Origin of the sequence: Pararhizobium sp. DWP3-4, from assembly GCF_049898205.1 — a bacterium.
Lineage (GTDB): Bacteria > Pseudomonadota > Alphaproteobacteria > Rhizobiales > Rhizobiaceae > Pararhizobium.
On sequence record NZ_JAFCXF010000002.1, the window covers coordinates 731,757 to 748,471 of the forward strand.

Here is a 16,715-nt window from a genome sequence, read left to right on the forward strand (position 1 = left end):
CTATGACTGACGTTACCGTCGACACCGGCCCCCTGAACGACACTCAGACCCAGATTGCGCGAGCGGTCATGTCGCTACTGGAAGGCTTCGAATACGAAGACGCTCTTGCAGCCATGATGGCAGTTCTAGCCGGTTGCGTCGCAAATGGGTCTACATGTGCCCGCGAAGCAAGGACCCTTGCCGAGGCGCTCGGCGAGGCGTTGGTCGAACTCGTAGAGGACGGAAGGTCATGACACCCCTTCGCCTCCGTCTTTCTCGCGCCAAAGGTTTCGATCTGCAAGCGATGTCGATCGCCACCAACGGCCTCTCGGCCGTCAACGTCGCACGGCCGTCGAAATGGGGGAACCCGTTCATCGTCGGCAAGGATGGCACGCGCTCCGAGTGCGTTGATTTCTACATCACCATGCTTACGCGGGGGTACTTTATAGCCTTATCGCCCTCAGTCGAGAAGCAGCGCGAGATCCGCCACTACGTTTCCGACAATCTCGCCAGCCTAAGGGGCAAAAATCTCGCCTGCTGGTGCGCTCTGGACGGAAAGCCCTGCCATGCTGACGTGCTTCTGACGGCCGCCAGCCGGATGACCTGCGACGAGGTGGGCGGATGAACCTCGCTGATGCCAAACGCATGTTGCCGGAGATCCGCGAGACGCTTGGTCTTTCCAGCGAGGAATGGAGCGAGAGCTACAACGTCGCCGAGGGACGCACCGAGCTTTGCAGCAAGGACCGCCTTACCGGACGCGTCGATCCGATGGCATCTATCCTGCCCGAATGCGGCTTTGCCGACCAGCGTTTGATCCTGCGTGCCCGAACCTACCTTGCCGCACTCGACGCGCTGTTCGTCGAAGCGTGCCGCGTCATCCGCAGCCAAGAGCCTCCCGAGGCGACCGCCGAGCGCGAGCGACGCCGCAAGGAGAAAGAGACCGATCATGCCCAACATTGCGGACGCCTCTGCAACGACAGGGTTTTCCGCCGCTACCTGCTGGAGCGTCACCAGCTGACCGACCAGTCCGACATAGAGCGCATCAACACCCGCGTGCGCCACATCCTTGCGGTCCAGTCGCGCGCCGAACTCAACACTGACCCGGCCGCCCTTGCTCGCTGGAAAAATCTACTGGCCGACTTTTACGCATGGAGAAAGCTATGACCGAGATCGAACACCAGGGCACGATTGCAATGTCAGCACCCGAAGGTCTTCCTTTGAGTGATATCGTCGCCCGCCTTCGCCGATATCGGCCGCGTGACGAATTCGGCGATCCAGTCAAGCACACAATCTGCGACGAGGCCGCCGACCAGATTGAGCGCCTGCGCACCCCACCACCCCAAGATCTTTCGCGGGGGTCTCAAGACGTTCTGGCTGAGCGCCGCCGGCAGGTAGAAGTCGAAGATTTCCGCATCGACGAGGACGATCACTACACGTCCGGCGAGATGGTGTGGGCAGCAACCTGCTACCTGCAGAACGCAGCGGTTGCCGCGAAGATGCAAGGTCTCGGCTTGTTGACCGCCAGCCAGTGCGACGAGCGTGGCAAGTCGCTTCCCAAGCCCGAAGCGTGGCCCTGGGACGCCGAGTGGTGGAAGCCAGCCGGCCAGCGCCGCGACCTGGTCAAAGCAGCCGCGCTCATACTCGCCGAAATCGAGCGCCTAGACCGCGCCGCTGCCACCCTGGAGACCGCTCATGAAAAATAGGCTCATCGATCTCAATAATCATCTGTTCTCTCAGCTTGAGCGTTTGAGCGAAGAAAACCTGACGTCCGATCAGATCGAGAACGAGGTGAAGCGGACGGACGCTATCGTTGCCGTCAGCGAACAGCTTATCCGAAACTCCGAACTGTCTCTCAAGGCTGCGACCCTCGTTGCCAACCACGGCGACCGTTTTAAGCCGATGCTTCCGACGATCTTCCGGCCGGCAGAAACTTTGGAGGGCAAGGCGATCACCGATGGGACCGAGAAATGAGACGCGGCCCTATCCCCTACAGTGCCGAAGAGATGGTCTGGCTCGAAGCAAACTTTAAGCTGGTGATCAGCGACTATCATCGCGCCTTTGTTGCCGCGTTCGGGCGCGACGACGTATCTCTCTGCCACCTCAATCAGTTGCGCAAGCGCAAGGGATGGAAGGTCGGCCGCGACGGCGGGCGCTATATCGGTCGCCGCCGGCGCTTTAGCGATGCCGAGATCACGTGGCTGCGAAACCATTGCTCGATGCCGATCAGCGAATACCATCCGGCTTTCTGCAAAGAGTTCGGCCGAGAAGATGTTTCTGCTGCCAATCTTCACGGCCTGCGGAAGCGCGAGGGCTGGAAGACAGGCCGAACCGGACATTTTGTGAAGGGCGCGGAACCTCTCAACAAGGGCAAAAAATGCGCACCTGGAACAGGTGGGCTGCACCCGAACGCGCAGCGCACACAATTTCGACCCGGCCGACTTCCGCACAACCATCAAGGCGCAGGCCACGAACGCATCGACAGCAAGGATGGCTACGCGATCATAATCGTGGATGAGGTCAATCCCTGGACTGGTGCTGCGACCCGCCCGATGCACAAGCATCGCTGGCTGTGGGAGCAAGCTAACGGCCCGATCCCGGATGGTTTCGTCCTGAAGTGCATTGGCGAGGACAAGACAAATTGCGACCCGTCGAATTGGGAACTGATCCCGCGTGAAGTCTTGCCGCGGCTGAACGGCCGATTTGGCATGCACTACGACCAGGCCGCCCCTGAAATCAAACCGACCATCATGGCCGTGGCCAAGCTGAAACATGCGGTGACGCAGGTTCGCAGGAGGAAATCAGCATGAGCGACACCCAAAACCCACCGCCCTCACAGAATGTGGAAGCGTGGCAACCAATGGACACGGCGGAGTTAACCGGGCGAAAAAACATCTTACTCGCCTTGCCACACGGCGATGTCAGCGAAGGATATTGGGGCGCCGCCCACTACGACAGGCGTAAGCGCGATTATGTCATGGGGTGGGTCACCAGCCCGAACAGCGGACTTGTGCGCCCTATCGCTTGGCAACCCATGCCAAAGCACCCGAACGCCGCCCTCAAGTCGGAGGGCTCAGCCGATGAGTGATCTTACCTTTGGCGCTCCGGACCTCTCGGAAGTCAGCGGCGAAGAGCCGACTTCGCATCTCCGTTGGAACAACGACATCCTTGAACAGAAGTGGGAGCGGCGGGTGTATTCGCCACGGCCGTCAATCAGTCACGATTGGCGGACTGTGCCCGTTACCGGCGATACGCAATCGCCCGCAGAGAATTTGCTTGCACTTTCCGAGGATCAGATCGCGGCCGTCCTGCACCTAGTTGAAAGCCGTCTCTGCATCATATGGGCGCAGGTCGGCGCGCGTGAAGCCTTTGCCAACGAGCTTCGTGTTCTGGAACCGGTCAGCGAAGACGAGGCAGAGCTGTGCTCTGCCTGCGATATGCCGTTTGAAGACGGCGACATGGTCTACTGGAACAGCGACGATACCGGTCATCTTCACGCTGGCTGCTGTGGCCCGGGGCGGGAAAGCTACGTCAACGCCGATGGCGAGCCCTTAAAGGACGGCGAGCTGATCCCTGCGCCCTTCGTGTGGAGGGCCGGCCGATGAGTGATCTTCTTCAGCGCACCGCCGAAGGCATTCAAGAGAGGATGGACGAGATCCTTGCCAACTTCAAACCCGGCGCGAAAGTCACCGTCTTGGTCCGCACTCCGGATAAGCCGACAGCCGATTTCTGCATGACCGATGACAACCTCTGGGAGGTTACCGCCATGCTTAAACGACGGATGGTCGATGCAGGTTATCCGGTAGTCAGCAGCGAGCCATTGGCCTTCATTTCGCAAAAGGCGTTCGGCCAGCTGATCGCCGATCGCAGCAGCGAATACCTAATGACGGTACCGCGTGACAAACCGGGGCCGATGGAGGTCGCGCTCTTTACTTGGCCAACTCCTGCGCCCGAAGCCAACCCGCCCGTACCGGACATGGTGACGCCCACCTTGGATCGATCCGCACTCCGCACCGCGATCCGGCGAGGCCTGGAAGGTGAGAGCAATGTAGCGCCGGTGGTTGAGGCTGTTTTGGAGAGCGTCGAAACCTACCTTGCGGAAGCTTTCCGAAATGCGGCATCGCCCGCACCGAAAGAGATTAGTGGAGCGGACAACCGCGACGCTTGTGGGCCTCAGCTTTCGCCTACTCCGCCATGCGGAACCCTGTCGTGCTCGGACTTGGCTTTAGCCTACTGCCGCTCCACAGCCGCAGACTACCAGAACAATGGCAACGATTCCACACCGCCCGCAACGAGACTGATGGGGGTCGAGAACGCCGCGCTACGCAAAATCATCAGCGATGCGGCGGCTGCTTTGCCAAACGGCGCCTATATCCATCCGCAAGCGTCGGTCGGCTTCATGGAGGGTCTTCCGAAAGAAATCGCCATGGTGTGCGCCGATCTCAAAACGGCTGCCAGCAACACACCGCCAACACCGAATGTGGCGGGTGAACATGCAGAGACTGCTGTTTTAGCTGCAACGCGTGATGGTGGAACGCATGGCGCACAAGCGCAGAACGAAGACAAGATCAAGGTCCTTGCCGAGGCGATCGAGCGAGGCGAAGCCTATCCTACTCCCGCTCCGGGGGCGGAAACCGATGAGTAGTCGCCGCGACCGCATCCGAGCGAAGATCATGGCGCGGGTCGAGATCGACCCTGTGACAGGCTGTTACAACTGGACCGGCCCGACTTCGGGTAACGAGGGCCGGGGGGCAGACTATCCCCGCATGTCGCTGGACGGTCAGACGGTTGCTGTTCACAAAGCCATGTGGACCAATGAGCACGGCTTCATCCCCGGAAAGAAGGAGCTGGACCACGTCTGCCGCAACCGCCGCTGTGTCAGGCCGGACAACGATAAGCACGTTCAAATGGTCACCCGTAAGCGCAACGCCATACGACGGGAAGAGGCGCGCCGTGCGCGGCTTGGTCATAACGGCGGGCCGTCGCTTGAATGCGAGGAGGTGATGCCGTGAGGGCAGAACTCGACAGCAACAAGCGCCGCCGGCAGCAGATGTATCTCAAGGGTTTTAGACAAGCTCGCGATCTCGCCATCCAGGTGATCGAGACTGTCGACACCACGGATCGCAGCCTACTGGCAAACGCGGTCCGCGCCATTCACCCGCCGACGAAGATCCGGCATAAACCGGAGGACAAGCCATGAGCCGAACAGCAACCATCAACAAGGTGGAACTGAATCAGATCGCAGCGCTGGCGACAGCCAAGAACGTCATGATCGAGATCGTCCGCAACGGCACGACAATCCGCGTTTCACCGCACCAAATGCGGCCGGCAGTTGACGAGAGCGAAGAATCCGCACTTGATCGTGAGCTTGAGGCATTCAAGGTGAAAAATGGTTACAGTTGATCTGAAGGGCATCCATACGGTTAAGGCCAAGGGCAGCGTCTATTACTACGCATGGCGCGGAGGCCCCCGCCTTGAGGGCGAGCCTGGCACGGATGCCTTCATGAAATCCTACAACGAGGCCATTGAGCAGAGACGGATACCGGACGCAGCGAAATTCCGCACGCTGGTCACACTTTATCGCGCCAGCCCCGACTATCAGAAGCTGGCCGCCAGCACCAAAAAGAACTGGTCGGGCTGGTTGGACCGCATCAGCATCCACTTCGGCGATATGAGCATCCGGCTTTTCGACCGTCCGGAGAAGATCCGGCCGGTCATTCGGCAGTGGCGCGGCAAGTATGCGGCGACGCCGAGGGCAGCCGACTATGGTCTTCAGGTGCTTTCCCGCGTCCTGTCTTATGCCGTAGATCCCCTTTCGAAGATTGCGACGAACCCGTGCGAAGGCATCAAGCAGATCTACACCAATGATCGCTCTGCGATTATCTGGGAGGAGCAGGACATAACAGCGATCCTTGCAAAATGCTCTACCGAGGTGAGCTGGGGCGTACGCCTGGCCGCACTCACAGGGCTTCGGGCGGGCGATCTGTTTCGACTGGCGTGGACGCACGTTGGTGAAAACGCCATCGTGATTTCCACGGGCAAGAGCAACCACCGTCGTGAGGCAGTCATCCCGATTTACGCTGAGCTGCGCGAGCTGCTTGCCGAGATACCGAAACGCCAAGTCACCATCCTGACAAACAGCCGCAAGAGACCTTGGTCGAAGGATGGTTTTTCTTCCGTCTTCACCAAAGCCAGGGACGAGGCCGAAGAAGCCAAGTTGATCCCGGCAGGCTTACACTTTCATGACCTGCGTGGAACGGCGGCGACAAAATTCTACCTTGCCGGGCTGTCTGTGAGGGTCATTGCAGAGATTATGGGCTGGGAAGAAGACACCGTGGACAAGATTATTCGTCGATATGTGAGCCGTACCGCAGCCACGGAAGCGGTGATCAAACAGATCGACAAGGCCAAAGCCAGAACGAAGACTGTAAAACTACCTGTAAAACCGTCTGTTTGAGGGGCTGTCGAGATTGGCCGCAAAGCCCTGAGAAACAAAGTGGAGCGGGTAGCGGGAATCGAACCCGCACGATCAGCTTGGGAAGCTGACAAGCTACCACTACATCATACCCGCCTTGCGCCCGAGGTTTCCACCAAGCACGGCTGCCTGTCAAGGCGGCAGCCGCTTTTCCGGCGGAATTTACTCCGAACGGAAATGCTTGGAGAGTTTCAGGCCCTGGGCCTGATAGTTGGAACCGAGACCGAGGCCGTAAAGCCCTTCGGGGCGCTCGATCATGTGCTCGTAGACCAGGCGGCCGACGATCTGGCCATGCTCGAGGATGAACGGCACTTCGTGACTGCGGACTTCGAGCACCGCGCGGCTGCCCTTGCCGCCGGCCGAGACGTGGCCGAACCCGGGGTCGAAGAAGCCGGCATAATGGACACGGAATTCGCCGACCAGCGGATCGAACGGCGTCATTTCGGCGGCATAGAGCGGCGGCACATGCACCGCTTCGCGCGAGACGAGAATGTAGAACTCGTCGGGATCGAGGATCAGTTCGTCGCGGCCGCGGCTGTAGAGCGGTTCCCAGAAATCGAAAATGCCGTGCTCGGCCTTCTTGTCGACATCGATGACGGCGGTGTGGTGCTTGCCGCGATAACCGATCAGGCCATCGGCACCGGTGCCCTTGAGATCGATCGACAGCGCAATGCCGGCCCCGGAGACGTTGGGCTTGTCGCTGGCGACCAGCACGTCGCTTTCGTGCAGTGCCAGCACTTCGGTTTCGGTGAGCAGCGCATGGCCGATGCGGAAGCGGATCTGCGACAGGCGAGAACCACGCCGGACGATGACCGGGAAGGTGCGCGGGCTGATTTCGAGATAGAGCGGGCCGGAATAGCCGGCCGGGATCTTGTCGAATTCCTGGGCGCGATCGGTGATGACGCGGGTAAAGATGTCGAGACGGCCGGTCGAGCTTTTCGGATTGGCCGACGCGGACATTTCCGGTGAAAGATCGAGGCTTTCCATCAGCGGCACGATGTAGACGCAGCCGGTTTCCAGCACCGCCCCTTTGGAGAGATCGATGACGTGCAGCTTCAACCGGTCGAGCTTGTCGGCCACCAGATGACCGGGACCGGGCATGAAGCTGGCGCGCACACGAAAGGCGATCGAGCCCAGACGCAGGTCAAGGCTGGCCGGCTGGATCTGGTCGGCATCGAGCTTTGCCTCGCTTTTCAACCGTCCCGCATCAAACAGCGCAGCAATGGCGCGATCGGCTAGAATGCCTGTGGCCCTGGTCATTTCCATCGTCCTCTTTGCCGCACCCGGCACGTCATAAACCAAATTGTCCCTGTGACATATCTTCTTGTTCGCGGGAATTGACGCAAGCGCGGCTAATCAGTAAATACTGACTTATCCCGTGGTGATTTGGCCGGTCGGCTTGCAGCCACGTAAAACAAATAGCTAAAAAGGCCGGGTTTGAAACCGGCTTGCTTTACGCGGCCGGTTTTTTTGTTTTGAAAGAGACAATCGATGAGCAACAATTGGCGCCCCGCGACACAGCTCGTTCACGGCGGCACGACCCGTTCAAACCATGGCGAAACCTCCGAAGCCATCTTCATGACGCAAGGCTTCGTCTACGACAGCTCGGAAGCGGCGGAAGCGCGCTTCAAGGGCGAGACGGACGGCTTCATCTATGCCCGCTACGGCAGCCCGACCAACGACATGTTCGAAAAGCGCATGTGCATGCTGGAAGGCGCCGAAGATGCGCGCGCCACCGCATCCGGCATGGCTGCGGTTTCCGCCGCAATCCTCTGCCAGCTGAAGGCCGGCGACCATATCGTTGCGGCCCGCGCCCTGTTCGGCTCCTGCCGCTGGGTGGTCGAAACGCTGGCGCCGAAATACGGCATCGAATTCACGCTGATCGACGGGCGCTTCCTTGAAAACTGGGAAAAGGCCGTCAAGCCGAACACCAAGGTGTTCTTCCTCGAAAGCCCGACCAATCCGACGCTGGAAGTGATCGATATAGAAGGCGTCGCCAAGATCGCCAATCAGATCGGCGCCAAGGTCATCGTCGACAACGTCTTTGCGACGCCGCTGCTGCAGAAGCCGCTGGAACTGGGCGCCCATATCGTCGTCTACTCCGCCACAAAGCATATCGACGGCCAGGGCCGTTGCCTCGGTGGCGTGATCCTGTCCGACAAGGAATGGATCAACGAGCACCTGCACGACTATTTCCGCCACACTGGCCCGGCCCTCTCGCCGTTCAACGCCTGGACGCTGTTGAAGGGCATCGAGACACTGCCCTTGCGCGTGCGCCAGCAGAGCGAGAATGCCTCGCGTGTCGCCGATTTCCTCGCAGAGCAGAGCCAGGTCGCCAAGGTGATCTATCCCGGCCGCAAGGACCATCCGCAGGCCGATATCATCGCCCGGCAGATGAAGGGCGGCTCGACGCTGGTTTGCTTCGAGCTGAAGGGCGGCAAGGAAGCGGCCTTTGCGCTGCAGAACGCGCTGGACGTGGTGCTGATCTCCAACAATCTCGGCGATAGCAAGAGCCTGATCACCCATCCGGCAACGACAACGCACAAGAACCTTTCGGACGAAGCCCGCGCCGAACTCGGCATTTCGCCGGGCACGGTGCGCTTCTCGGCCGGGATCGAGGACAGCGAAGACCTGATCGAGGATTTCGCCCGTGCTCTGAAGTCGGTTCAGGCCTGATTTCGAGTTTTGTGAAACGCCCGTGTCCTGCCGGACGCGGGCGTTTTTCTATGCCTGGGTTTCTCTCCTGAAGCTCGCCCGTGCCAGCATGATGCGCGACAGGGCCGTATAAAAACAGACGAGCGCAAAGATCACCGCGATCTCGCAAAACCATTGCGGAAACAGGCAGAAGGCCAGGAAGACCCCGATCGTTTCGGTCGCCTCGGCAAGACCGGTGGTGAAATAGAGCGACTTCGCGCCGCGCGCATCCGTCGTAAGACCGCGTTTTTCAGCCATGATCGAAAAGGCGAGGAAGCTGGCGCCATTGACATAGAATGACAGCAGCAAGAGCCCGCCGGCAACGCCGTTCTCATAAGGGTCGGCCAGGATGAAGGCGAACGGGATGAGACCGTAGAAGGCAAAATCGAGCACGATATCTAGGAAACCGCCGAAATCGGTTTTTCGGGTCGCCCGGGCGACGGCGCCGTCGAGGCCGTCACAAATCCGGCTTAAGCCGATCAGAACAAAGGCCCAGACATAAGCGTCGAGAACAATGGCGATCCCGGCCGCCAGACCGATCACGAAACCCATGATGGTAACCGTGTCCGCCCCGATACCGCGCACCGCCAAACCTTGACCTGCACGATCCAGCCAAGGGTCGAGCCGCTTCCTGAGATGACCGTCCAGCATGCTGTGCCCTATCCAGACAGTTTACGCTGTCCATTATTCTTGACGAAACCATCTTGCTGTAGAATATCGCCTATGGACTTGAAAAGGGTTTGCATATGTACCGCGCGCTGACACGCGACATCGAGGTGACCGTCGAGCCTTATTATCTGGAGGAGCAATCCGATCCGGATGACAGCCGGTACGTCTGGGGTTACCGGATCCTGATCTCGAACCTGTCCGACGAGACGGTCCGGCTGATGACGCGCTACTGGCATATTACCGATGAAAACGGCCAGGTTGACGAGGTCAATGGACCTGGCGTCATCGGTGAGCAGCCGGTTCTCAACCCCGGCGATACCTATGAGTATTCTTCCGGCTGCCCGCTCGATACGCCATCAGGGGTAATGTTCGGCCACTATTTGATGGAAACCACGCAAGGCGTGTCCTTCAACGTCGCCATCCCCGCCTTCTCGCTGGATTCGCCCGGCCAGAACCGGACGCTGAACTGACGGCCGCAGCGTCTTACTGCGGCTTCACTTCCGTTGCCTCGAAGCTGTAGGTCGTCGAGCAGAACTCGCAGCTGACCGACACCATTCCGTCCTCCGCCGCATGGTCGATATCGTCCTGGCTGAGGGCGGCCAGCACATCGCGCAGCCGCTCGCGTGAACAGCTGCATTTGTCGTAGACGGCCTGCGGCGGATAGACCTTGACGCCACGCTCATGGAACAGCCGGTAAAGCAGACGCTCGGTACCAACGGTCGGATCGGTCAGTTCGTCGGCATCGATGGTCTGAACCATGACGCTGGCTTCACCCCAGAGATCATCGACCTCGAAGTCAGCGTTGGCATCCGTCGCGTCGCCATCTCCACCGTGCAGGTCCCGCTGGCGCATGCGGTCCGGCGTTTCCGGCAGAAACTGCGCGACCATGCCGCCGGCCCGCCAGCGATGGCGTGGCTTGCCGTTCTCATCGCGATCGAGCAGTTCGGCGACACCCAGGCGAACCTTGGTGGGGATCTGTTCTGACTGGCGGAAATAGACGCCGGCAATCTCTTCCAGCGAGGCGCCGTCCAACGGTACGATGCCCTGATAGCGCTGCATATGCGCGCCCTGATCGATGGTGAAGGCAAGGATGCCCTCGCCGAGCAGATGCTGCGGCTGGGTCAGGCCATTCTCTTCCGCAATCTTCAGAGCTTCCTCATTGTAACGAGCATAGGCACGTACCCGGTCCGGTGTCGCGAAATCGGCGACGACCAGATCGACCGGGCCATTGCTCTTGGTCTGGATGATCAGCTTGCCTTCGAATTTCAGCGAGGTGCCGAGAAGTACCGTCAGCACGACCGTTTCGGCAACGAGACGGGCGACCGGTAGGGGGTAGTTGTGGCGCTCGAGGATCGCATCCAGCATCGGGCCGAGTTGCACGGCGCGGCCGCGCACGTCGAGGCCTTCCACCTGAAACGGCACGACATGATCGTCGCCGGCAAAATCGAACTGGCCGAGGCCAAAGTCTGCTTCCGTCATCACTCTGCTCCTAGCCCTCGGACGTTTTCCCGCCATGAAGGCCGGGGCGCTGTCCGATGCTTTCTATTGATCCTGCGCAAGCCCGCTTTGTCCAGATCGTTCCTGAAAAAACGGCCGTTCGCTCAGCCGCCTCCATGGAGGACGGCGGCGCGGATGGATGGATATTTCTGAATACGAATGGCCGGCAAAGGAGGACGTGCCGCCTGCCGGTCATTCAACGTGTTGCTTAGATCGTGTGCCACCACCCGGTTTTCAATATGCCGGGCAAGCCGGCAAAAGCGCCGCGATCTTTCAGGTTTGCTTTGCCGCTAGGCACTTTTGCGCGACAGTTGCTAGAGAGCGCCGAGGCACCATGCAAGAACCGACTTTTGCGCATGCAGACGGTTCTCGGCCTCGTCGAAGACAACCGACTGCTTGCCGTCGATGACCTCGTCCGTCACCTCTTCGCCGCGATGGGCCGGCAGGCAGTGCATGAAAATCGCGTCCTTGTCGGCCTTCGCCATCAGCTGGGCATTGACCTGGAACGGCTGGAAGACGTTGTGGCCGCGGGCGCGGTGTTCCTGGTTCATCGACACCCAGGTATCGGTGACGACGCAATGGGCGCCGTCCACGGCCTGATCGGCATCGTGATAGAGCTTGATCTCGCCGCCATTGTTGCGGGCCCAGTTGAGGATCTTGTCGTCCGGCTCCGAGCCGAGCGGCACGGCCATGTTCATCCGGTAGCCGAAACGCGCCGAACCTTCAATGAAGGAATGCAGCACGTTGTTGCCGTCGCCGGTCCAGGCAATCGTCTTGCCCTTGACCGGCCCCGCATGTTCCTCGAACGTCATGATATCGGCCATGATCTGGCAGGGATGCGTCGCATCCGTCAGGCCGTTGATCACAGGCACGGTGGCGTGCTCGGCCAGTTCCAACAGCCGGTTATGATCGGTGGTGCGGATCATGATGGCATCGACGTAGCGGGACAGGACCTTAGCCGTGTCGCCGATGGTCTCGGCGCGGCCGAGCTGCATTTCGGTACCGGACAGAAACAGCGTCTCCCCGCCGAGCTGGCGCATGCCGACATCGAAGGACACGCGGGTACGGGTCGAGGGCTTTTCGAAGATCATCGCCAGCATCTTGCCGGCCAGCGGCTTTTCGGCTGTTCCGGCCTTGGTGTCGGCTTTGCGGACGCGGGCGTCCTCGATGATCGACCGCAAGTCGGTTGTCGTCATGGCAGAAAGATCGAGAAAATGTCTGGTACCGGCCATTCTATTCAAAGTCCTGTGTTTTTTCAGCGTGTTGGCGAAGCGTCGTTCAGGCCTATGCCTGTCGTCGCTCCGTTGTCAGCTGTTCGGCGGCGCGTTCAAGCCGCGCCAGGCCTTCACGGGCTTCTTCCGCCGTCGTCACCAGCGGCGGCAGCAGGCGTATGACATTCTCGCCCGCTGGCACCGCCAGCAGTCTTTCGGCGCGGATGGCCTTCAGCAGATCGGCAGACGGCACCTTGGCCTTGATGCCGAGCATCAGGCCTTCGCCGCGGATTTCCTCGATGACATCGGGGAAACGATCGGCCAGCGAGGCAAGCCCTTGGCGGAAGACCAGCGAGACATCGCGGACGTTCTGCAGGAAATCGTCGGCAAGGATGACATCGAGAACGGCATTGCCGACGGCCATGGCCAGCGGATTGCCGCCATAGGTCGAGCCATGGGTGCCGGCGACCATGCCGGACGCCGCGTCCTCGGTCGCAAGGCAGGCACCGAGCGGGAAACCGCCGCCGATGCCCTTGGCGACCGCCATGATGTCCGGGGTGACGCCAGCCCATTCATGCGCAAACAGCTTGCCGGTCCGGCCGACGCCGCTCTGGACCTCGTCGAGGATGAGCAGCAGGCCGTATTCGTCGCAAAGGGCACGCAATTCCTGCATGAATTCCTTCGGTACCGTGCGGATACCGCCCTCGCCCTGGATCGGCTCGATCAGGATCGCAGCGGTCTCTTCGCTGATGGCAGCCTTCAGGGCGCCCATGTCGCCGAATGGCACCTGATAGAAGCCCGGCGCCTTCGGGCCGAAGCCTTCCAAGTACTTTGCCTGCCCACCGGCGGCGATGGTCGCCAGCGTGCGGCCGTGGAAGGCGCCTTCGAACGTGATGATGTGAAACTTTTCCGGCTGGCCCTTGGAAAAATGATAGCGCCGCGCCGTCTTGATGGCGCATTCCAGCGCTTCTGCACCGGAATTGGTGAAAAACACCTTGTCGGCGAACGTCGCTTCCGTCAGCCGGCGGCTGAGGCTTTCCTGGCCGGGAACTTCATAAAGGTTGGAGAGGTGCCAGACCTTGTCTGCCTGCTCCTTCAATGCCGACACAAGATGCGGATGTGCGTGCCCCAGCGAATTAACCGCCACACCGCCAGCAAAATCGAGATATCGGGTACCGTCCTCGGCGATCAGCCAGACGCCTTCGCCGCGCTCGAAGCGCAGGGGCGCGCGTGCATATGTGTCATAAAGCGGCGTGGCATCGGCCATGGCGCATGTCTCCTCAAACCATCACGGCAATTGTACAATCGGCGTCGTCGACAGGGCTGTGACCAACCCGCAAAAAATCAAAATGCCGCCTTTCGGCGGCAGGGGCACTATCTTCACTTCGCACTGCGATGTCAACAAAAGCCCATGATTTCCGGCAATTCACGGCTATACAACGGACGCAATTTTTTTAGCCGGATACCCTTGCAAAAATGCCACGCATCGCAAGCAAGTTGGGGAAAACTCAGAAATCGATTCGGTGAGATTCCCCGGACTCTTGTCAGAGAGTCCCCCGGGCTCTACGTTAAGAAACAATTACTAGAACGCATGCGGCGGACCTAGTCACCAAAAGTGTTATCGCGTTTCAGCCTCGGATCACATCCAGGGCTCGGTGGAGGATTCGACCATCACCAACGCTGGGAATGGAGACAAGACCATGAATTGGACTGACGAGCGGGTCGAAAAACTCAAGAAATTGTGGGCCGAAGGCTTGAGCGCGAGCCAGATCGCTGCACAGCTCGGCGGCGTCAGCCGTAACGCCGTCATCGGCAAGGTCCACCGTCTCTGCCTGCCGGGCCGCGCCAAGGCCGGCGGCAGCACTGCAACGGCACGTGCAAAACGTCCAGCACCGTCCGCTGCGCCGCGTGCACCGACTTACACAGCGTCGCGCATGACCGCCACCCGCACAGTGACCCGCACCGCCGGTGCAACCGTCATGAAGGAAGAAGTGGAAATCGGCGCGAGCGAGGATCAGGAAGCAGCACCGGCCGGCAATAACGTTGTCGTTCCAATGTCGCGCCGCCTGGTCCTGACCGAGCTTACCGACCGCACCTGCAAGTGGCCGATCGGCGATCCGATGAAGGACGAGTTCCACTTCTGCGGCAACGATTCCCCGGACACATCGCCCTACTGCACATTCCACGCCAAGCTTGCCTACCAGCCGTCCGGCGAGCGTCGCCGGGCCCGCTGAGGCCGGATCGGCCGTGCGTTTCGTCAATCCCATCCCGTTCGTGCGGGATATTGGCATCTCGAAGACTTTCTATTGCGAGATACTGGGATTGGTGATCAGCCGAGACTTCGGCAATTTCATCATGTTTGAAACGGGATTTGCCATCCATGACGGCAAATCCCTGGAAACGACGATCTGGGGACATTCGTCAGTCATTCCCGAGCCCTATGGCCGCCAAAATATCCTGCTCTATTTCGAACACGATAAATTGGATGCGCTTTTCGAGCGCATTGCCGGCGATGTAAACCTCATCCACCCCATCGAGACGCAAGCCTGGGGGCAGAGGGTCTTCCGCCTTTATGATCCGGATGGTCACGCCATAGAGATTGGCGAACCGCTCGGCAGTGTCTGACGGTTCTTCCCTGTACGGCGCTCAGCTTTCGAGCGAATAGCCGGCGCCGCGCACGGTGCGGATCACGTCCTGCATGTTGGAAAAGTTCAGCGCCTTGCGCAGGCGTCCGACATGGACGTCCACGGTGCGCTCATCGACATAGATGTCGTGGCCCCAGACGCCGTCCAGAAGCTGCGAGCGCGAAAAGACACGGCCGGGCGAGGCCATGAAGAATTCCAGCAGGCGGAACTCGGTCGGTCCGAGACGAACTTCGCGGGTCTTGCGATGGACGCGATGGGTTTCGCGGTCGAGTTCGATATCGCCGCATTTCAGCAGCGTTGACAGCACTTCGGGCTTGGCCCGGCGCAGCATCGCTTTGACCCGCGCCATCAGTTCGGGCGTCGAGAACGGCTTGACCACATAGTCGTCGGCGCCGGTGGCGAGCCCGCGAACACGTTCGCTTTCCTCGCCGCGTGCCGTCAGCATAATGATCGGCAGGCGCTCTGTCTCGGAGCGCTGGCGCAGCCGGCGGCACAGTTCGATGCCGGAAACCCCCGGCAGCATCCAATCGAGGATCAGGAGATCGGGAAGGCGTTCCTGCAGGCGCATTTCCGCCTCGTCGCCACGATTGATCGTATCGACTTCAAACCCTTCGGCCTCAAGATTGTATCGGAGGAGGACGCTGAGCGCCTCTTCATCTTCAACGACGGCAATTCTTGGCAACATTCAGTTCAGCTCCTTGGCGCCCGGCCGGATGGCCGAAGGCTTGCCGAGCGGCTCCAGCGGTCGCTCGCGCAATCAGTGCGTAAGAATTTACTTACTTTATCGCGTGATCAGTTACCGATCGCGCCGACCGTGTTGGCCGTATCGTCCTTCGGTCGCTCGCCGACAGGCTGCGCGCCGGTCGCCATATAATAGATGGTTTCGGCGATGTTGGTGGCGTGGTCGCCGATGCGCTCGATGTTCTTGGCGCAGAACAAGAGATGCGTGCAAGGCGTGATGTTGCGCGGATCTTCCATCATGTAGGTCAACAGTTCACGGAAAAGCGACGTGTAGATCGCATCGATCTCGTTGTCGCGTTCGCGGATGCTGTTGGCCTTTTCCGGCGAACGCGACGCATAGACGTCGAGCACTTCCTTGAGCTGAACGAGCGCAAGCTCGGCCAGATGCTCGAGGCCGCGGGCCAGCTGACGCGGCAGGCTGGCGGTCGATACGGCGATGACCCGCTTGGCGTTGTTCTTGCCGAGATCGCCGACCCGCTCGAGATCGGCGGCAATGCGGATCGATCCCATGATTTCGCGCAGGTCGGCAGCCATCGGCTGGCGCTTGGCGATGGTGACGATTGCTTTTTCGCCGATCTGGCGCTCGGCCTCATCGAGAATGGCGTCGTCGGAAATGACCTTCTGGGCAAGCGCCAAGTCGGAATTGACCAGCGCGCGCACGGATTCGGCCACCATCTGTTCGGCCAGGCCGCCCATCTCGGAGATACGCCGGGTCAGGTACTTCAGATCTTCGTCGTAGACGGAAGCAATGTGCGTAGACATGATTGTTTTTCCTTGCGATCACAATCCGGGTTGGAAGGCCACCAC

At 60.2% G+C, this 16,715-nt stretch carries 24 protein-coding genes, 1 tRNA gene and 1 riboswitch; of the genes, 17 read left to right on the plus strand and 8 right to left on the minus strand.

Translation table 11 applies throughout. From position 1 onward, the window contains the following. Nucleotides 1-2: 2 nt before the first annotated feature. The 13 genes from ACP7E6_RS08775 to ACP7E6_RS08835 are packed head-to-tail and all read left to right on the plus strand — an operon-like array spanning nt 3 to nt 6,433. Nucleotides 3-233: a hypothetical protein gene (locus tag ACP7E6_RS08775; protein ID WP_426229320.1), complete on the plus strand. Its 231-nt coding sequence runs from the start codon at nt 3-5 to the stop codon at nt 231-233. Continuing rightward, a complete protein-coding gene (locus tag ACP7E6_RS08780) occupies nt 230-604 on the plus strand; it encodes a DUF4326 domain-containing protein (protein ID WP_426229321.1) in 375 nt (124 codons plus the stop codon). The genes ACP7E6_RS08775 and ACP7E6_RS08780 overlap by 4 nt, the downstream gene beginning before the upstream one ends. Then, on the plus strand, nt 601-1,143 hold the full coding sequence (locus tag ACP7E6_RS08785) for a hypothetical protein (RefSeq protein ID WP_426229322.1): 543 nt from the start codon (nt 601-603) through the stop codon (nt 1,141-1,143). Before ACP7E6_RS08780 ends, ACP7E6_RS08785 begins: the two co-directional genes overlap by 4 nt. Beyond that, entirely contained in the window at nt 1,140-1,682 is a 543-nt protein-coding gene (locus tag ACP7E6_RS08790) for a hypothetical protein (protein ID WP_426229323.1), read from the plus strand. The genes ACP7E6_RS08785 and ACP7E6_RS08790 overlap by 4 nt, the downstream gene beginning before the upstream one ends. Beyond that, nucleotides 1,672-1,950 (plus strand): hypothetical protein, encoded by a 279-nt coding sequence (locus tag ACP7E6_RS08795; protein ID WP_426229324.1) that lies wholly within the window; start codon nt 1,672-1,674, stop codon nt 1,948-1,950. The genes ACP7E6_RS08790 and ACP7E6_RS08795 overlap by 11 nt, the downstream gene beginning before the upstream one ends. Continuing rightward, nucleotides 1,947-2,786 carry an HNH endonuclease signature motif containing protein gene (locus tag ACP7E6_RS08800; RefSeq protein ID WP_426229325.1) on the plus strand — a complete coding sequence of 280 codons (840 nt, stop codon included), beginning with the start codon at nt 1,947-1,949 and terminating at the stop codon, nt 2,784-2,786. The genes ACP7E6_RS08795 and ACP7E6_RS08800 overlap by 4 nt, the downstream gene beginning before the upstream one ends. After that, nucleotides 2,783-3,064 carry a hypothetical protein gene (locus ACP7E6_RS08805; RefSeq protein WP_426229326.1) on the plus strand — a complete coding sequence of 94 codons (282 nt, stop codon included), beginning with the start codon at nt 2,783-2,785 and terminating at the stop codon, nt 3,062-3,064. Before ACP7E6_RS08800 ends, ACP7E6_RS08805 begins: the two co-directional genes overlap by 4 nt. Continuing rightward, nucleotides 3,057-3,581: a hypothetical protein gene (locus tag ACP7E6_RS08810; RefSeq protein ID WP_426229327.1), complete on the plus strand. Its 525-nt coding sequence runs from the start codon at nt 3,057-3,059 to the stop codon at nt 3,579-3,581. Before ACP7E6_RS08805 ends, ACP7E6_RS08810 begins: the two co-directional genes overlap by 8 nt. Then, entirely contained in the window at nt 3,578-4,621 is a 1,044-nt protein-coding gene (locus ACP7E6_RS08815) for a hypothetical protein (RefSeq protein ID WP_426229328.1), read from the plus strand. Before ACP7E6_RS08810 ends, ACP7E6_RS08815 begins: the two co-directional genes overlap by 4 nt. After that, the gene (locus ACP7E6_RS08820; protein ID WP_426229329.1) at nt 4,614-4,988 is read left to right on the plus strand and encodes an HNH endonuclease signature motif containing protein; all 375 of its coding nucleotides are present in this window, start codon (nt 4,614-4,616) and stop codon (nt 4,986-4,988) included. The genes ACP7E6_RS08815 and ACP7E6_RS08820 overlap by 8 nt, the downstream gene beginning before the upstream one ends. After that, nucleotides 4,985-5,176, plus strand: a complete 192-nt coding sequence (locus ACP7E6_RS08825) for a hypothetical protein (RefSeq protein ID WP_426229330.1) — start codon at nt 4,985-4,987, stop codon at nt 5,174-5,176. Before ACP7E6_RS08820 ends, ACP7E6_RS08825 begins: the two co-directional genes overlap by 4 nt. After that, entirely contained in the window at nt 5,173-5,379 is a 207-nt protein-coding gene (locus tag ACP7E6_RS08830) for a hypothetical protein (RefSeq protein ID WP_426229331.1), read from the plus strand. The genes ACP7E6_RS08825 and ACP7E6_RS08830 overlap by 4 nt, the downstream gene beginning before the upstream one ends. Beyond that, on the plus strand, nt 5,366-6,433 hold the full coding sequence (locus ACP7E6_RS08835; protein ID WP_426229332.1) for a tyrosine-type recombinase/integrase: 1,068 nt from the start codon (nt 5,366-5,368) through the stop codon (nt 6,431-6,433). Before ACP7E6_RS08830 ends, ACP7E6_RS08835 begins: the two co-directional genes overlap by 14 nt. 40 nt (nt 6,434-6,473) lie before the next feature. On the opposite strand, the gene ACP7E6_RS08840 is transcribed toward ACP7E6_RS08835, so the two are convergent. Together ACP7E6_RS08840 and ACP7E6_RS08845 are read right to left on the minus strand one after the other, a co-directional pair. Beyond that, nucleotides 6,474-6,547 (minus strand) — tRNA-Gly (locus tag ACP7E6_RS08840). A 66-nt stretch (nt 6,548-6,613) separates the two neighbouring features. Continuing rightward, on the minus strand, nt 6,614-7,711 hold the full coding sequence (locus ACP7E6_RS08845) for a 2'-deoxycytidine 5'-triphosphate deaminase (RefSeq protein WP_426229333.1): 1,098 nt from the start codon (nt 7,709-7,711) through the stop codon (nt 6,614-6,616). A gap of 108 nt (nt 7,712-7,819) precedes the next feature. Next, nucleotides 7,820-7,898: riboswitch (SAM riboswitch) on the plus strand. 44 nt (nt 7,899-7,942) lie between these two features. On the opposite strand from ACP7E6_RS08845, the gene ACP7E6_RS08850 reads away from it, so the two are divergent. After that, nucleotides 7,943-9,127, plus strand: coding sequence for an O-succinylhomoserine sulfhydrylase (locus tag ACP7E6_RS08850; protein WP_426124009.1), 1,185 nt, complete (start codon nt 7,943-7,945; stop codon nt 9,125-9,127). Nucleotides 9,128-9,175: 48 nt separating this feature from the next. Here ACP7E6_RS08850 and ACP7E6_RS08855 read toward each other — a convergent pair whose 3' ends face one another. After that, on the minus strand, nt 9,176-9,796 hold the full coding sequence (locus ACP7E6_RS08855; RefSeq protein ID WP_426229334.1) for a CDP-alcohol phosphatidyltransferase family protein: 621 nt from the start codon (nt 9,794-9,796) through the stop codon (nt 9,176-9,178). A 95-nt stretch (nt 9,797-9,891) separates the two neighbouring features. Here ACP7E6_RS08855 and apaG point away from each other — a divergent pair, with 95 nt between their 5' ends. Next, nucleotides 9,892-10,284, plus strand: a complete 393-nt coding sequence (gene apaG, locus ACP7E6_RS08860; RefSeq protein ID WP_426229335.1) for a Co2+/Mg2+ efflux protein ApaG — start codon at nt 9,892-9,894, stop codon at nt 10,282-10,284. Between the two features lie 13 nt (nt 10,285-10,297). Here apaG and ACP7E6_RS08865 read toward each other — a convergent pair whose 3' ends face one another. From ACP7E6_RS08865 to ACP7E6_RS08875, 3 genes are all read right to left on the minus strand, one after another. Continuing rightward, nucleotides 10,298-11,293, minus strand: a complete 996-nt coding sequence (locus tag ACP7E6_RS08865) for an Hsp33 family molecular chaperone (RefSeq protein ID WP_426229336.1) — start codon at nt 11,291-11,293, stop codon at nt 10,298-10,300. A 332-nt stretch (nt 11,294-11,625) separates the two neighbouring features. Further along, nucleotides 11,626-12,543 (minus strand): ornithine carbamoyltransferase, encoded by a 918-nt coding sequence (argF, locus tag ACP7E6_RS08870; protein WP_426229337.1) that lies wholly within the window; start codon nt 12,541-12,543, stop codon nt 11,626-11,628. Nucleotides 12,544-12,595: 52 nt separating this feature from the next. Next, a complete protein-coding gene (locus tag ACP7E6_RS08875; RefSeq protein ID WP_426229338.1) occupies nt 12,596-13,789 on the minus strand; it encodes an aspartate aminotransferase family protein in 1,194 nt (397 codons plus the stop codon). A 433-nt stretch (nt 13,790-14,222) separates the two neighbouring features. Here ACP7E6_RS08875 and ACP7E6_RS08880 point away from each other — a divergent pair, with 433 nt between their 5' ends. Both ACP7E6_RS08880 and ACP7E6_RS08885 read left to right on the plus strand, forming a co-directional pair. Then, nucleotides 14,223-14,756, plus strand: coding sequence for a GcrA family cell cycle regulator (locus ACP7E6_RS08880; RefSeq protein WP_426229339.1), 534 nt, complete (start codon nt 14,223-14,225; stop codon nt 14,754-14,756). A gap of 13 nt (nt 14,757-14,769) precedes the next feature. After that, on the plus strand, nt 14,770-15,147 hold the full coding sequence (locus ACP7E6_RS08885) for a VOC family protein (protein ID WP_426229340.1): 378 nt from the start codon (nt 14,770-14,772) through the stop codon (nt 15,145-15,147). Nucleotides 15,148-15,168: 21 nt separating this feature from the next. Here ACP7E6_RS08885 and phoB read toward each other — a convergent pair whose 3' ends face one another. Both phoB and phoU read right to left on the minus strand, forming a co-directional pair. Continuing rightward, entirely contained in the window at nt 15,169-15,852 is a 684-nt protein-coding gene (gene phoB, locus ACP7E6_RS08890) for a phosphate regulon transcriptional regulator PhoB (protein ID WP_062583052.1), read from the minus strand. 107 nt (nt 15,853-15,959) lie between these two features. After that, nucleotides 15,960-16,670: a phosphate signaling complex protein PhoU gene (gene phoU, locus ACP7E6_RS08895; RefSeq protein WP_426124020.1), complete on the minus strand. Its 711-nt coding sequence runs from the start codon at nt 16,668-16,670 to the stop codon at nt 15,960-15,962. Nucleotides 16,671-16,715: the final 45 nt, after the last annotated feature.

Bases quoted from the DNA above. Each gene is read 5' to 3' on its own strand.
- ACP7E6_RS08775 (WP_426229320.1), top strand. From the start codon at position 3: ATGACTGACGTTACCGTCGACACCGGCCCCCTGAACGACACTCAGACC.
- ACP7E6_RS08780 (WP_426229321.1), top strand. From the start codon at position 230: ATGACACCCCTTCGCCTCCGTCTTTCTCGCGCCAAAGGTTTCGATCTG.
- ACP7E6_RS08785 (WP_426229322.1), top strand. From the start codon at position 601: ATGAACCTCGCTGATGCCAAACGCATGTTGCCGGAGATCCGCGAGACG.
- ACP7E6_RS08790 (WP_426229323.1), top strand. From the start codon at position 1,140: ATGACCGAGATCGAACACCAGGGCACGATTGCAATGTCAGCACCCGAA.
- ACP7E6_RS08795 (WP_426229324.1), top strand. From the start codon at position 1,672: ATGAAAAATAGGCTCATCGATCTCAATAATCATCTGTTCTCTCAGCTT.
- ACP7E6_RS08800 (WP_426229325.1), top strand. From the start codon at position 1,947: ATGAGACGCGGCCCTATCCCCTACAGTGCCGAAGAGATGGTCTGGCTC.
- ACP7E6_RS08805 (WP_426229326.1), top strand. From the start codon at position 2,783: ATGAGCGACACCCAAAACCCACCGCCCTCACAGAATGTGGAAGCGTGG.
- ACP7E6_RS08810 (WP_426229327.1), top strand. From the start codon at position 3,057: ATGAGTGATCTTACCTTTGGCGCTCCGGACCTCTCGGAAGTCAGCGGC.
- ACP7E6_RS08815 (WP_426229328.1), top strand. From the start codon at position 3,578: ATGAGTGATCTTCTTCAGCGCACCGCCGAAGGCATTCAAGAGAGGATG.
- ACP7E6_RS08820 (WP_426229329.1), top strand. From the start codon at position 4,614: ATGAGTAGTCGCCGCGACCGCATCCGAGCGAAGATCATGGCGCGGGTC.
- ACP7E6_RS08830 (WP_426229331.1), top strand. From the start codon at position 5,173: ATGAGCCGAACAGCAACCATCAACAAGGTGGAACTGAATCAGATCGCA.
- ACP7E6_RS08835 (WP_426229332.1), top strand. From the start codon at position 5,366: ATGGTTACAGTTGATCTGAAGGGCATCCATACGGTTAAGGCCAAGGGC.
- ACP7E6_RS08845 (WP_426229333.1), bottom strand. From the start codon at position 7,711: ATGACCAGGGCCACAGGCATTCTAGCCGATCGCGCCATTGCTGCGCTG.
- ACP7E6_RS08850 (WP_426124009.1), top strand. From the start codon at position 7,943: ATGAGCAACAATTGGCGCCCCGCGACACAGCTCGTTCACGGCGGCACG.
- ACP7E6_RS08855 (WP_426229334.1), bottom strand. From the start codon at position 9,796: ATGCTGGACGGTCATCTCAGGAAGCGGCTCGACCCTTGGCTGGATCGT.
- apaG (WP_426229335.1), top strand. From the start codon at position 9,892: ATGTACCGCGCGCTGACACGCGACATCGAGGTGACCGTCGAGCCTTAT.
- ACP7E6_RS08865 (WP_426229336.1), bottom strand. From the start codon at position 11,293: ATGACGGAAGCAGACTTTGGCCTCGGCCAGTTCGATTTTGCCGGCGAC.
- argF (WP_426229337.1), bottom strand. From the start codon at position 12,543: ATGGCCGGTACCAGACATTTTCTCGATCTTTCTGCCATGACGACAACC.
- ACP7E6_RS08875 (WP_426229338.1), bottom strand. From the start codon at position 13,789: ATGGCCGATGCCACGCCGCTTTATGACACATATGCACGCGCGCCCCTG.
- ACP7E6_RS08880 (WP_426229339.1), top strand. From the start codon at position 14,223: ATGAATTGGACTGACGAGCGGGTCGAAAAACTCAAGAAATTGTGGGCC.
- phoB (WP_062583052.1), bottom strand. From the start codon at position 15,852: ATGTTGCCAAGAATTGCCGTCGTTGAAGATGAAGAGGCGCTCAGCGTC.
- phoU (WP_426124020.1), bottom strand. From the start codon at position 16,670: ATGTCTACGCACATTGCTTCCGTCTACGACGAAGATCTGAAGTACCTG.